We start from the raw sequence: 14122 nt of genomic DNA, 5'->3' as shown, positions 1-14122 counted from the left end.
GTCAAAAGCGCTTTTCTGAATAGCGGCACAATAATGGCACCTTGCCAATGCTGTTTCCGCTATCAGAGAAAACCTTCCATGGGTGCCTGGCTTAGCAACATCTCGCTGAAGTACAAATTCTGGGCCGTCAACGCGGTCGCTTTCATCACCACCTTGTTGCTGGTGCTGTACGCCGTGCAGCTCGAACAACAAGCGCGCAGCGACGCTTCCCAAGCGTCGGCGCAGGCCCAGGCGCGCGTGCTCAGCGCCTGGCCAGCCGGCACACCGTTGCCCAAGGGCGAGCACTGGCTGGCCTTTTCCCGTGGCCAAGTCCCACAACTGGCGGATCAGGATCTGTCAGCCCTGGGTAGCGCCACGGGCTGGGTCGAACTCAACCACATGCCCTGGTTCGGCGAAAACCCACTGCTGGGCGCCGACGTGGTGGCCCGCGCCGACGGCCAGTACGTTGCGGTGCTGGCCTACGCGCCAAGCCTGAGCCAGGTGTTCGAAGAGCGTTTTGCCAACTACGCCGTCGCCGTGGCGATCTTGATGCTGGCCATGCTCGGTGCATCGCAGTTGCTGATCCGCTTCCTGCTCAGCCAACTCAACACCCTCAAGGACGTGATGCTGCACGTGGAAAAAACCGGCGACCTGTCCGCCCGCGTGCCGCTGGCGTGCAAGGATGAAGTCGGGCAGATGGCCAGCGCCTTCAACGCCATGCAGGCCGGCTACCAACGAGTGGTCAACACCGTGGCGCGCACCGCTCAGCAACTGGATGACGGCGCCGCACGCCTGGCCAGCAGCATGAACGAGGTGCAGCACGGCATGCTCGGCCAGCAGAGCGAAACCGACCAGGCCGCCACCGCCATCAACGAGATGACCGCCACCGTCTACCACATCGCCCAACACGCCGGCGCCACCCGCGACCTGTCCCAGACCGCCGACTCCCTCGCCGGCAGCGGCCAGGAAGTGGTGACCCGCGTGCAACGCTCGATTGCCGGGCTATCCACCGGCGTGCAGCAGACCGCCGAGATGATCCAGAAACTCGCCGAAGACAGCCAGAAAATCAACGGTGTGGTCGGGGTGATCCACAGCATAGCCGAACAGACCAACCTGCTCGCCCTCAACGCCGCCATCGAAGCCGCCCGCGCCGGCGAAATGGGCCGCGGCTTTGCGGTGGTCGCCGACGAAGTGCGCAACTTGGCCAAACGCGTGCAAAGCTCCACCGACGAAATCACCCGCATGGTCTCCGCCCTGCAAGCCGGCACCCGCGACGCGGTGGACTTTATGCAGGAAAGCTCGTTCAAGGCCGACGACTGCGTGCAACAAGCCCTCGAAGCCGGCAACGCCCTCGCCGAAATCACCAGCGCCGTGGCGCAGATGCGCGAGAGCAACACCCAAATCGCCGTCGCCGCCGAACAGCAAAGCCATGTCGCGGAAGAGATGAACCGCGCAGTGGTGAGCATCCGCGACGTCACCGAAAACACCGTGCAACAAACCGTGGATTCGGCCACCACCAGCAATGAGTTGGCGACCTTGGCGGGCGAGTTGAGCAAGGCCATTGGGCAGTTGAAGCTGTAAGCCAACGCAGGCTGGCTCTGGCTCTGGCTCTGGCTTTTCAGCTTTTGATCTTGATCTTAGGCGCCCCGTTAACCACGCTGGCCGAGCCTAGGCGAGGTGCCGAGTGGTGGGGCGAAGGCCTTTTGCTTACTTTAGGGCCTTTCCAAAAGTGAGCCGCTGTAAGAGCGGAACCCTAAGTGGCCGTTACCGCAGCAATGGATATGTACTCCGACCAAAAAGCTCCAGCGCCCGACACATAGCCTTCGCGAGCAAGCCCGCTCCCACATTTGGACCGGTGTCCATCCGACAAACTGCGATCGCCTGTCAGGAAGCTATCGCAGGCAAGCCAGCTCCCACAGTAGAGCCGGTTTACACCCGGTAAAAAATGCCCGACTGCCTGGCCGTCACGGGAGCAAACTCACAGGCCCAGCAGCAATGCTCAACGGTGTGTAGATCCCTATAGCCCCCATAGCCAGCCTTGATTCGCCGACCCGCCCGCCCACACCTAAACTCTGTTCAAGTTGTTTCAACGGACAGAGGATTCTTCAGCATGGGCAAACGTCACCCCAATCTCCCCGCCTGGCAATGGCGCAACTACCCGCAAAACCATCAGCACCCGACCAACCTGGCGTTGCACCTGATTGCCGTGCCGCTGTTCATCGTCGGGTTTCTGTTGATTGTGTCCGGGGTGTTCAGCCTGAGCCTGGCCAGTTTCGCCATTGGTGTGGTCGGCATCGTTGCCGGCCTGGCGTTGCAACGCCACGGCCATAGCCTCGAAGCCCAAGCCAGTGAGCCTTTCAGTGACCGCAAAGACGCGGTACAGCGCCTGGTGGTCGAGCAGTTCGTGACCTTCCCGCGTTTTGTCCTGAGCGGCGGCTGGTGGCGCGCCTGGCGGCAGCGCCATCGGCATTAAGCGAACACCACCACGGTTTGGCGGCTGATGGCGATCAACGCGCCGCTCGGGCTCCACAGTGCGGCGGCAGCGTGGCCATAGCCGTCGCGGGCGTGCTCGATGGTTACGTAGTACTGGCACCAGTCCAACGTCGAAAGATCCTGCAACGGTTGGATAAATTCGATGGTCCAGGTCAGCGTGCTGCCCGGCGCGGGCCTCTTCAGGTGCGGCAGCAAGGCCGGGGGCCAGGCGTCCACCAGGGCGAGGATGTGCGCCTCGGTCAGCGGTTCTTCCTTCACATCACCACGCAGTCGGACCCAGCCGCCCATGTCGCGGGACTTGTTCCCGGTAAACGGTAGGCCGCCGACACTCCAGCGCATCGCCAAATGGCGCATGAACTCCGGGGTGACGCCCTTGATGTAGGGCAGTTCCTGGCATTCGTCCCAATGCTTGAACACCGGCGGCGCTTCGCTCTCAACCGTAATTTCCGACTCCCGAGACCCGCCGAAACTGGCCTGCACCAGCGTCGCCACTTCGCCGTTCTGCACCACGCGACCGAGCAATTGGCTGACGGCCTTGCCTTCGCGCAACACTTCGACTTGATAACTGGCAGGCACATCGGGTGTCACTGGCCCCACGAAGGTGATCGCCAGCGAGCGTAGCGGGCGGTCCGCTGGCACTTGGGCGCGTAGCGCTTCGTATTGCAACGCGGCAACCAGGCCGCCGAAGGTGGCGCGACCCTGGGCCCATTCGGCGGGGATGGTGACGTCTTGCGGGTGGCTTCGGGCGGCGTCGAGCAAATCACTAAAGCGCATGGCGACCTCACATCAAAGGAAACGGATGGGCGATCTTAACCAGCGTGTAAGTCTGGTACAGCGCCTATTCCGGCCAAAAGCCGGACGATTGTCGGACGCGGAGCGTCCCTGGATGCATTCCCACGCGGAGCGTGGGGACGATCAGGTGTCAGAAACAATCGACGCGCAGTTTATCCAGCACGCGGTCCGCCTGCCCTTCTGCCTTGGCCATGGTGCGCTGCCACACAGCAACGCAGGGTTGCAGATCAGGCTGGTGTTCGGCCTGGGCCAGCCATTGCCAGCAGTCGTGCCAATCGCCCAGGGCACCCTGGGCTTTCTTCAGGCGGGACATGGCGTTGGTGGGAAGTTTGTTCAATTCGGGGTAGGCCTCGGCGGCATAGCGTACGCGCTTGATCAGCAACCGCAGGCGGTGGCGATCATGGCCTGGGTCCTTCAAGGCCGCGTCGAGGGCCTGCCATTGCTTGGCCAGACGCTTCTCGATGCGCGGGCGCAGGCCCTTGAGCAACTTCTGATGTTCGGATGCGCGGATAAAGCGTGGGAAGGCATCGAGGATCAGCAGCAGCTGCGCCAACTCGGGGCTTTGCGCCACGTGGCGATACGCCTCGGGTTGCAGGCGCAGGCGCCGGTCAGCCGCCGCGTGATAACCGTGCAGGTGCAAATAGGCTGCCAGCACCTCGCGGTCACGCAGCGGCGTGGTCAATTGGCCGACCGCGCTGGCGGCCGATTCAAGCTGTTCCACGCCCGGCAGCCCACGCAAGGGGCGCAACAAGCTGCGCAGGCGGCGCACGGTGGTGCGCAGGTCATGCAGGGCTTCATCGTCGGTGACGGCGGTGAGACGAGCCTGGCAGCTCAGCAACCCTACTTCCAGGCCAATGACCTGAGCGACTAACTGATCGACCAACGCTGACATCCTGCCCTCACTCTCCGATGAAAATTCCTACTCGCTGCTCGGATCAACGCCCGGCGCGCGACTCACGAATATAGAACCGCGCTTTCTCGGCCTTGTTGGCACAGCCTTCAAACGCTTCAAATTGCTGCTGGGTCTTGGCACCGGTCAGCAGGGACAGGGCCTTGGAGTAGCTGACAGTCCCGGCGAACCCTTCGGCCTTGGCCAGGTCCAGCTCGTGCCAAGCGGCATCCAATTGCGTGCCGCAGCTGTCGCGGTACGCGGTTTTCCCGGCACAACCGGCCAGGGCCAACACGATCACAGGCACACACATCCAGGCTTTCATCGATGACACCTCAAAATAAAGAAAAAACAGTCGTACGTTGTAGACGTTGCCTACATGGAAAAGTGCCTTGTCCTTAGCCTGAAAACGATAGTACCTATACCCAGAGCATACCCGAGGCTTAGCACTCCCGCAGCGAAGATTGAAGCCGCCCCCTCAATGGGTGCATTGTGGGCACCTGCCATCTGTAGGACATGACCATGAAGAAACGTGTTGCCTTGGTACTGGGCTCTGGCGGGGCCCGGGGCTACGCCCATATCGGCGTGATTGAAGAGATCGAACGCCGGGGCTACGACATCGCTTGCGTCGCCGGTTGCTCCATGGGCGCCGTGGTCGGTGGCATCTACGCCGCCGGCAAGCTGGATGATTACCGCAACTGGATCGAAAGCCTCGATTACCTCGACGTGTTGCGCCTGGTGGACGTGAGCTTTCGCCTGGGGGCGATTCGTGGCGAGAAGGTCTTCGGCCAGATCCGCAAGATCGTCGGCGAGTTGAATATCGAAGAGTTGCGCATCCCCTACACCGCCGTCGCCACCGACCTCACCAACCAACAGGAAATCTGGTTTCAGGAAGGCTGCCTGCACCAGGCCATGCGTGCTTCGGCGGCGATCCCCAGCCTGTTCACGCCGGTGATGCAAGGCAACCGCATGCTGGTGGACGGCGGCCTGCTCAACCCGCTGCCCATCGTGCCAGTGGTGTCGAGCCATTGCGATTTGATCATCGCGGTCAACCTCAACGCCACCAACCAGAAGCACTACCAATTGCCGGTGATCCAGCGCCCACCGGCGTTCAAGAGCCGCTTCAACAGCCTGGCCAAATCACTCGGTTCGCACCTGCCCTTTCGCCGCAAGCAGGCCGAGCAATTGATGAAGCTGGAACAGGAAGCCTTGCAGTCCGAAGCCGCCGACATCAACCCGTGGCTGGACTCGGCGGAACCCGAATCCCAGCAACCCGCCGCCGCGCCGGAAATGGCTGGCGCGCCGAAATCGGCGACCGGTTCGTTCATCATCGATAACGTGGGGCCGGCGTCGTTGCTGGACCTGATCAACCAGAGTTTCGAGGTGATGCAGACGTCATTGGCGCAGTACAAGATTGCCGGGTACCCGCCGGATGTATTGATCAACGTGCCGAAGCGGGTGTGCCGGTTTTTCGAGTTCTACAAGGCGCCGGAGTTGATCGCGCTGGGGCGGGAGATTGCCAGGGATACCCTGGACCGGTATGAGAGTGAGCAGGGCTGAAATCTTGGGTGCTGCTGATGGCCCCTTCGCGAGCAAGCCCGCTCCCACATTCGACCGCATTTCAAATGTTGGAACACGGTCAAAATGTGGGAGCGGGCTTGCTCGCGAAGAGGCCGGCCCAGCCACCAAAGAATCTAAGTGTTCAACAACCGATACCCCACCCCCGCCTCCGTCACGATAAACCGAGGCTGCGTCGGATCATCCGCGAGTTTCTGGCGCAAATGCCCCACCACAATCCGCAGGTAGTGGCTGTCTTCGGTATGCGTCGGCCCCCAGATATCCTTGAGCAATTGCTGCTGGGTAATCACCCGCCCCGGATGCCGCGCCAGTTGCGCCAGCACCGCGTATTCCTTGCGCGTCAGGGCGACTTCGACGCCGTCCAGCAGCACGCGCCGGTAGGCCAGGTCCACGGTCAGCGGGCCGAAAGACAGTGCCGCTTCCTGCGCCTCCCCCGCCGGCGCCTGGCGCAACAGCGCACGCACGCGGGCGAGAAATTCCTGAATGCCAAAGGGCTTGGTCACATAGTCATTGGCGCCGCCGTCCAGGGCTTCGACTTTCTGCCCCTCGCTGGCGCGCACCGACAGCACCAGTACCGGCACCGTGGACCACTCGCGAAATTCGCGCAGCACTTGCTGGCCGTCCATATCCGGCAGGCCGAGGTCGAGCACCAGCAAGTCCGGTTTACTCAGTGCTGCCTGGGCCAGGCCTTCGTTGCCGGTACCGGCCTCGATCACCTTGTAGCCCTGGGAAGCCAGGCTGATACGCAGGAATTTGCGGATCTGCGGTTCGTCATCAATGACCAAAATCGTCGCGGTCTGGCTCATGGTGTCCAATCAGAATCGGGAGAGAAAACAGGGTAGCTCATGCCTCGCGCTCCAGGCCAGGCTGGGTCGGCAACGGCAGGAACAGGGTGATGCAAGTACCGCGGCCATCGATGCCGTCGGCCACACCGATATGCCCGCCGTGGGCGCCGACCATGCCCTGGCAGATCGCCAAGCCAAGGCCAGTACCCTGCCCGCCACGGTCGCCTCGAGCGGCGGTGTAGAACATGTCGAAAATCTTCGCGCGCTCGTCCTCGGGGATGCCGGGGCCTTCATCGGCGACGGCAAAAAACAGCTGGTTATCCGCGACGCCCGCACTCAACTGCAAACGCCCATGAGCCGGCGAAAAGCGCGCGGCGTTTTCCAGCACATTGACCAATGCCTGCTCGATCAGCGCCGCGTGCACATACAGCAATGGCAACTGTGCCGGCACCTCGGTGTGCACCTGCAGCGGCGCCAGTACGGCGCGCAATCGGCCGAGGGCACTGCCGACAATATCACCCGGCGATACCCAGTCTCGCGCCAGCTTCAACGCGCCGTGGCCCAGGCGGGTCATGTCCAGCAGGTTCTGGATGTAACGGTCGAGGCGCTCGGCTTCATCGCGGGTGCCTTCCAGCAGTTCGCGGCGATCCTCCAGCGGGATGGCCTCACCGAGGGCCAGCAGGCTGTCGATGCTGCCGCGCATGGAGGTCAGCGGCGTGCGCAAATCGTGGGACACCGAGGCGAGCAAGGCGCTGCGCAGTTGCTCGGTTTCGCCGTGCAGGCGCGCCGACTCCAACTCCTGCGCCAGTTGCGCGCGGGCCAGGGCTTGCGCCAACGGCTGGCTCAAGGCTGTGAGCAGGCGGCGGCGCTGGCCGCTCAACTCCAGGCCCGGCTTGGGGCTAACACCGAGCAGGCCCAGCGGCCCTTCTTCAGCGGATAACGGCCACCACCACCAACGCCCAAGCGGCAAGGTGCCGGTGCCCATGCCGGCCGGTTGATCGTGCTGCCAGGCCCAGTCCGCCGCGGCGCGTTCGCCTTCGGTGAGGGTCAGCGGGCCACCGGTTTCGATCGTCCAACCACCCTGGCCGTCGTGATTGACCAGGCAAAGGTCGAGGTCGCTCCAGCCTTCCAGGTGATGGGCCGCCGCGCTGATCACCGCCTGGCGGTCGGTGGCGGCAGTGAGTTTGCGCGACAGGTCGAGCAACTCGCTGGTTTCTTCCTGGGTGTCGCGCAGCGCCTGCAACTGTCGGCGTTGACGCGCGGCGAGGTTGCCGGTGAGCGCTGCCATCAGCAGGAAGAACAGCAAGGTCAGCACGTCTTCTTCACGCTGGATCGCGAAGGAGAAATTCGGCGGGATAAACAGGAAGTCATAGGTCATGAACGACAGCGCCGCGCACACCAGCGACGGGCCCAGGCTGCTGCGCACCGCCACCAGCAAGACTGCGGCGAGGAACACCAGCGAGATATTCGGCAACGGCAATACGCTGGACACCGCCCAGGCCACCGCCGCCGCGACGACGGTCGCCACCACCGCCAGGCCGTAGTCGAACCACACCAGCCCACGCACATCCGGCAGGCGCGGCGGTGCGGGGATGTCATCGCTGTCGAGGACGTTGATTTCCAGACCGCGGGCATTGCGCAACAGGCGCGCCGCGAGCCCGCCACCGAACACCCGACGGCGCCAGCGCATGCGCGACTGCCCCACCAGCAGCAGGCTGGCACGGCGTTCGGCAGCGTGCTGGATCAGGGTCTTGGCCACCTCTCCGGCCCGCAGCAATACCACTTCGCCACCCAGGCGTTCAGCCAGTTGCTGGGCGTTTTGCAGGCGCAGGCGCGATTGTTCGTCCCGCGCACCGCCGTTATCGATATGCACCAGGCTCCACGGCAAATGCCGACGCTGCGCGACACGGCTGGCATGACGCACCAGCCGTTCGGCCTGGGCATCGCCATCCACGCCCACCAGCAGGCGACCGCGCACTGCCGGCGCGGCCTGGCCGAGCTGACGGTAGCCTTGGGCCAAGTCGTCATCGACGTGCGCGGCGGCGGTCTGCATCGCCAGCTCGCGCAGGGCCATCAGGTTGGTCTGGGTGAAAAATGCGTCAATGGCCGCGCGGGCCTGTTCCGGCACGTACACCTTGCCGTCGCGCAGGCGCTCCAGCAGTTCGCGCGATGGCAGGTCGATCAGCAACAGTTCGTCGGCCTCTTGCAGCACCCAGTCCGGCAGGGTTTCGCGCACCTGCACACCGGTAATGCCGCGCACTTGGTCGTTGAGGCTTTCCAGGTGCTGGACGTTGACCGTGGTGAAGACGTTGATGCCGGCAGCGAGCAGTTCCTGGATGTCTTGCCAGCGCTTTTCATGCCGGCTGCCGGGGGCGTTGCTGTGGGCCAGTTCGTCCACCAGCACCAGCTTGGGCTTGGCGGCGAGCAGGCCGTCGAGGTCCATTTCTTCGAGCATCACGCCGCGGTATTCGCTGCGCAATAACGGTTGCTGCGGCAGGCCGCTGAGCAAGGCTTCGGTCTCGGCGCGGCCGTGGGTTTCGACCACGCCGGCGATCAGTTTCACGCCCTGGCGCAGCTGGGTGTGGGCGGCCTGGAGCATGGCGTAGGTCTTGCCTACGCCCGGCGCGGCGCCGAGGAAGACTTTGAGCCGGCCACGGCCGTTGCGGGGCAGATCGGCTAGCAGGGCATCGGCGCGGCCGGAGTCGCTCATGTAGGGGGTTCCTTCAGGTATTCAAATTCACTGAAAATCCAATGTTGGAGCAAATTTTTGTGGCGAGGGAGCTTGCTCCCGCTGGGCTGCGCAGCGGCCCTAAAAAGCTTGGGAGCGCTTCGCACTCCAGCGGGAGCAAGCTCCCTCGCCACAACAAGCCCGCTCCCACAGGGGATTACAGTTTTTCCAAAGCCATGTTCAGCGCCAGCACATTCACCACCGGCGGCCCCACCAGCGGGCTTTCGATGTGCTCATCGAGCAAACGTTGCAGGGTCGACACCGGCACATGCCGCGCCGCCGCCACGCGGGCCAGTTGATAGGCAATCGCCTCCGGTGGCAAGTGTGGATCAAGACCGCTGCCAGAGGTAGTCAGCGAGGCCAAAGGCACCGGGCCCTGGCTCGGCACCAGCTGTTTACTCGCATCGTCGAAGATGCGCGTGGCCAATGCCGGGTTGCTCGGGCCGAGGTTGCTGGCGCTGCTGGAAACCGTGGCGAAGGCACCAGCGGATGGGCGCGGGTGGAACCAGTTGTCACCGCTGAAATCCTGGGCGATCAGGCTGGAGCCGCGCACCTTGCCGCTGGCGTCGTACACCAGACTGCCGTTGGCCTGCTCGGGGAAGGCGACTTGGGCGATGCCAGTGACCACCAGTGGATAGGCGACGCCGGTAATCAGGGTCATGAGCACCAGCAGGCTCAGGGCCGGGCGGATGATATTGGACATGTTCAACTCCTTAACAAATCGAGAACCATTGTGGCGAGGGAGCTTGCTCCCGCTGGAGTGCGAAGCGCTCCCAAGCTTTTTAGGGCCGCTGCGCAGCCCAGCGGGAGCAAGCTCCCTCGCCACAGAAAGTCATAGGGCTTAGACCAGGTGCAGCGCGGTCAGCAGCATGTCGATCGCCTTGATGCCCACGAACGGCACCAGCAGCCCGCCCACGCCGTAGATCAGCAGGTTGCGTCGCAGCAACGCCGCCGCGCTCGCCGCCTGCACACGCACGCCGCGCAGGGCCAGGGGAATCAACACCACGATGATCAAGGCGTTGAACACGATGGCCGAGAGGATCGCGCTCTGCGGGCTCTGCAGGTGCATCACGTTGAGCACGCCCAATTGCGGGTAGATCGAGGCGAACAGCGCCGGCAGGATCGCGAAGTACTTGGCCACGTCGTTGGCGATGGAAAAGGTCGTCAGTGCGCCACGGGTCACCAGCAATTCCTTGCCGATCTGCACCACGTCCAAGAGCTTGGTGGGGTCGCTGTCGAGGTCGACCATGTTCGCCGCTTCGCGGGCAGCCTGGGTGCCGTCGTTCATCGCCATGCCGACGTCAGCCTGGGCCAGTGCCGGGGCGTCGTTGGCACCGTCGCCGCACATCGCAACCAGGCGGCCGTCGTTTTGCTCGTGACGAATGCGCGCGAGTTTTTTCTCCGGGGTGGCTTCGGCCAGGACATCGTCCACACCGGCTTCGGCAGCAATCGCGGCGGCGGTCAGCGGGTTGTCGCCGGTGACCATCACGGTGCGAATCCCTAGCTTGCGCAGTTCGGCGAAACGTTCGCGGATGCCGGGCTTGACCACGTCCTTGAGGTGAATCGCACCGAGCAATTTGCCGTCGGCGCACACCAGCAACGGGGTGCCGCCGCTCTGGGCGATCTTGTCGATTTCCCGCGACAGCGCGGGTGCGAGGTCGCGGCGTTGTTGGCCGACAAAGGCCAGCAGCGAATCCACCGCGCCTTTGCGGAATACGCGGCCTTGGTAGTCGACGCCGGACAAGCGGGTTTCGGCGCTGAACGGTACGGCGGTCAGTGCGTCCAGGGACGGTTCCGCTTGGGGGTGCAGCGAGCGCAGGTATTCGACAATGGATTTGCCTTCCGCCGTGTCGTCCGCCAGGGACGCCAGCAGCGCGCCTTCGGCCAGCTCGCGACCGCTGACGCCTGGCGCTGCGACCACCGCCGAGCAGCGACGGTTGCCAAAGGTGATGGTGCCGGTCTTGTCCAGCAGCAGCACGTGCACGTCCCCCGCCGCCTCAACCGCGCGCCCGGATTTGGCGATCACGTTGAGGCGCACCAAGCGGTCCATGCCGGCGATGCCGATGGCCGACAACAGGCCGCCAATGGTGGTAGGAATCAGCGTCACCAGCAGTGCGACGAGGAACACCAGCGGCAAGCTGCCATTGGCGAAGTGGGCGAACGGCTGCAGGGTCACCACCACCAGCAGGAAGATCAGGGTGAGGCCGATCAGCAGGATATCCAGCGCCACTTCGTTGGGGGTTTTCTGGCGCTTGGCGCCTTCGACCAGGGCGATCATGCGGTCCAGGGTGGATTCACCCGGGTTAGCGGTGATGCGGATCAGCAGCCAGTCCGAGACCAGGCGCGTGTTGCCGGTGACGGCCGAACGGTCGCCGCCGGATTCGCGGATAACTGGCGCGGATTCGCCGGTGATCGCCGCCTCGTTAACCGCCGCGATGCCTTCAATGACCTCGCCGTCACCGGGGATCATTTCCCCGGCGGCGACGCGCACCACATCGCCTTTGCGCAGGCTGGTGGCCGGCACGACCTTGAAGCTGCCGTCGCCTTCCTTGCGGCGTGCGCTGAGGCCTTCGCTGCCGGCCTTGAGGCTGTCGGCGCGGGCTTTGCCACGGCCTTCGGCCAAGGCTTCGGCGAAGTTGGCGAACAGCACGGTGAACCACAGCCACACGGCGATTTGCACCGCGACGAACGTCGGCACGCTGGTGTCGGGCACAAAGCACAGCACGGTGGTGAGGATGGCGGTCAGTTCGACCACCAGCATCACCGGCGAGCGTTGCAGCTGGCGCGGGTCCAGCTTGACGAACGCCTGGACCAGCGCCGGGCGCCACAGGGCGGAGATGGCGGTTTTTGGCGGCTCCTGGGTGTTCACAGGAGCGGCGTTTTTTGCAGGCATATTCATTGTCATATCCCCTTAGAAGCCCATGCTCAAATGTTCAGCAATGGGTCCCAGCGCCAGCGTTGGCAGGAAAGTCAGGCCGCCCACCAGCAAAATGGTCACGGTCAACAGCGTCACGAACAGCGGGCCATGGGTCGGGAAGCTGTTCTGGCCAATCGGTGCGGCCTTCTTCATCGCCAGGCTGCCGGCCAGGGCCAGAACCGGGAGGATGTAGCCGAAGCGGCCGATCAACATGCCCAGGCCGAGCATCAGGTTGTGGAACGCGGTGTTGGCGCTGAGGCCGGCGAACGCCGAGCCGTTGTTGGCACTGGCCGAGGTGTAGGCGTAGAGCAATTGGCTGAACCCGTGAGGGCCAGGGTTGCTGATGGCACTCGCCGGGCCGGGCAGGCTGGCGGCGATGGCACTGAGGACGAGCACGCCCACCGGCATCACCAGCAAGGTGACGACGAGCAGTTGCACTTCCTTGGCCTGGAGTTTTTTGCCGAGGTATTCCGGCGTGCGACCGATCATCAAACCGGCGAGGAATACCGCGATCAACACGTTGAGCAACATGCCGTACATGCCGGCGCCGACGCCGCCGAAGATCACTTCGCCGACCATCATGTTGACCATCGCGACCATGCCGCTCAACGGGCTGAGGCTGTCTTGCATGCCGTTGACCGAGCCGTTGGACGCCGCGGTGGTGGTCACCGACCAGAGCACGGTGCCGGTGGTGCCGAAGCGCGTTTCCTTGCCTTCCAGCGGTGCAGTCTGTTCGACAGCCGGGTGGTTCAGGGTCGGGTTGGGCTGGGACTCGGACCACAGCGACGTGGCGCCGCCGATGAGGAACAGGGCCAGCATGCAGCCGAGGATCGCACGGCTCTGGCGCAGGTCCTTGACGTAGTGACCGAAGGTGAACACCAGCGCCACCGGGATCAGGATGATCGAGGCCACCTCAAACAGGTTGGCCCATGCGGTCGGGTCTTCAAACGGGTGCGCCGAGTTGACGCCGAAGAAGCCACCACCGTTGGTGCCCAGTTGCTTGATCGCAATCTGGCTGGCGGCCGGGCCGAGGGGGATCACCTGATCCACGCCCTGCATCGTCAGCGCATCGACGTAATGCGCGAAGGTCTGCGGCACGCCCTGCCAAACCAGGAACAACGCCAGCACCAGGCACAGTGGCAGCAGGCCGTAGAGGGTGGCGCGGGTCATGTCGACCCAGAAGTTGCCCAAGGTCTGCGCAGATTTGCGCCCGATCCCACGGCACAACGCGACAAGGACGGCCAGGCCGGTGGCCGCACTGACGAAGTTCTGCACGGTCAGGCCAGCCATCTGGCTGAGGTAGCTCAGCGACGCTTCACCGCTGTAGGACTGCCAGTTGGTGTTGGTCATGAAACTGACGGCCGTGTTGAAGGCCAGCGTCCATTCCTGGCCCGGCAATTTCTGCGGGTTCAGTGGGAGGTAGTCCTGGAACAGCAGGATGGCAAACAGCAGCAGGAAGCCGGCGAGGTTGAATGCCAGCAGCGCCAGCATGTACTTCTGCCAGCTTTGTTCCTGGTGTTCATCCACGCCCGAAAGGCGATAGCAGGCTTTTTCGACGGGCCCCAGGACCGGGCTCAGCCAGGTGCGCTGGCCTTCCATCACCTTGTAGTAGAACCGGCCCAGGAACGGCGCCGGCACCAACACCACGGCAAAGAAGGCGATGATCAGCCAATAGTCATAACTGTGCATGGCCAAGCTCCTAGTTCCGATCCGCGCGTAACAGCGCAACCAGCAGATAAATGAACAGCGCCACGGCCAATAGCAGTGACACCCCGTCCAGAACGCTCATGGAAGTTTCTCCGTTTAGCGGCGTATTGCCGCGTGTGGGGCAATTGTCCGCAGGAGTGGCGTAAAGGAACGAGAGCGAGGGTGTGGGTGGGGCGTAAAGACGGCGTAAAGAGTGGGTTTATGCGGGGGTTACAGGAAGACTTTCGGTGTTTGGGCGGGCCTCTTCGCGAGCA

The 14122-nt window shown here is 63.7% G+C and carries 12 protein-coding genes; 3 read left to right on the top strand and 9 right to left on the bottom strand.

The genetic code is table 11. The annotated features are described in order from the left end of the window. The first annotated feature begins 78 nt into the window (after positions 1-78). Together ACZRMO_RS04835 and ACZRMO_RS04830 are read left to right on the top strand one after the other, a co-directional pair. On the top strand, positions 79-1560 hold the full coding sequence (locus ACZRMO_RS04835) for a methyl-accepting chemotaxis protein (RefSeq protein ID WP_463972080.1): 1482 nt from the start codon (positions 79-81) through the stop codon (positions 1558-1560). Positions 1561-2089: 529 nt separating this feature from the next. Next, the gene (locus ACZRMO_RS04830) at positions 2090-2452 is read left to right on the top strand and encodes an Mpo1-like protein (protein WP_463972079.1); all 363 of its coding nucleotides are present in this window, start codon (positions 2090-2092) and stop codon (positions 2450-2452) included. Here ACZRMO_RS04830 and ACZRMO_RS04825 read toward each other — a convergent pair. The 3 genes from ACZRMO_RS04825 to ACZRMO_RS04815 form a co-directional block, all read right to left on the bottom strand. Beyond that, positions 2449-3246, bottom strand: a complete 798-nt coding sequence (locus ACZRMO_RS04825; RefSeq protein ID WP_463972078.1) for an acyl-CoA thioesterase — start codon at positions 3244-3246, stop codon at positions 2449-2451. The two genes, ACZRMO_RS04830 and ACZRMO_RS04825, sit on opposite strands and share 4 nt — an antisense overlap. Before the next feature lie 148 nt (positions 3247-3394). Next, complete coding sequence (locus tag ACZRMO_RS04820; RefSeq protein WP_463972077.1) at positions 3395-4156, bottom strand: CHAD domain-containing protein; 762 nt, start codon at positions 4154-4156, stop codon at positions 3395-3397. Positions 4157-4199: 43 nt separating this feature from the next. Then, positions 4200-4478: a hypothetical protein gene (locus tag ACZRMO_RS04815; protein WP_017734442.1), complete on the bottom strand. Its 279-nt coding sequence runs from the start codon at positions 4476-4478 to the stop codon at positions 4200-4202. A gap of 197 nt (positions 4479-4675) precedes the next feature. On the opposite strand from ACZRMO_RS04815, the gene ACZRMO_RS04810 reads away from it, so the two are divergent. Next, positions 4676-5713, top strand: coding sequence for a patatin-like phospholipase family protein (locus ACZRMO_RS04810; RefSeq protein ID WP_463972076.1), 1038 nt, complete (start codon positions 4676-4678; stop codon positions 5711-5713). A 134-nt stretch (positions 5714-5847) separates the two neighbouring features. On the opposite strand, the gene ACZRMO_RS04805 is transcribed toward ACZRMO_RS04810, so the two are convergent. The 6 genes from ACZRMO_RS04805 to kdpF form a co-directional block, all read right to left on the bottom strand. Then, positions 5848-6537, bottom strand: coding sequence for a response regulator (locus ACZRMO_RS04805; protein ID WP_463972075.1), 690 nt, complete (start codon positions 6535-6537; stop codon positions 5848-5850). Positions 6538-6574: 37 nt separating this feature from the next. Further along, complete coding sequence (locus ACZRMO_RS04800) at positions 6575-9226, bottom strand: DUF4118 domain-containing protein (RefSeq protein ID WP_463972074.1); 2652 nt, start codon at positions 9224-9226, stop codon at positions 6575-6577. 175 nt (positions 9227-9401) lie between these two features. After that, complete coding sequence (gene kdpC, locus ACZRMO_RS04795) at positions 9402-9947, bottom strand: potassium-transporting ATPase subunit KdpC (RefSeq protein WP_463972073.1); 546 nt, start codon at positions 9945-9947, stop codon at positions 9402-9404. Between the two features lie 138 nt (positions 9948-10085). After that, a complete protein-coding gene (gene kdpB / locus ACZRMO_RS04790) occupies positions 10086-12143 on the bottom strand; it encodes a potassium-transporting ATPase subunit KdpB (protein WP_463972072.1) in 2058 nt (685 codons plus the stop codon). 12 nt (positions 12144-12155) lie between these two features. Continuing rightward, positions 12156-13850: a potassium-transporting ATPase subunit KdpA gene (gene kdpA, locus ACZRMO_RS04785; protein ID WP_463972071.1), complete on the bottom strand. Its 1695-nt coding sequence runs from the start codon at positions 13848-13850 to the stop codon at positions 12156-12158. Between the two features lie 10 nt (positions 13851-13860). Further along, on the bottom strand, positions 13861-13950 hold the full coding sequence (gene kdpF / locus ACZRMO_RS04780; RefSeq protein ID WP_003218754.1) for a K(+)-transporting ATPase subunit F: 90 nt from the start codon (positions 13948-13950) through the stop codon (positions 13861-13863). Positions 13951-14122 lie beyond the last annotated feature (172 nt).

This window comes from Pseudomonas sp. B611 (genome assembly GCF_055407965.1).
The sequence above is the reverse complement of the archived record's forward strand: the minus strand, read 5'-3'. Positions and strand labels throughout refer to the sequence as shown.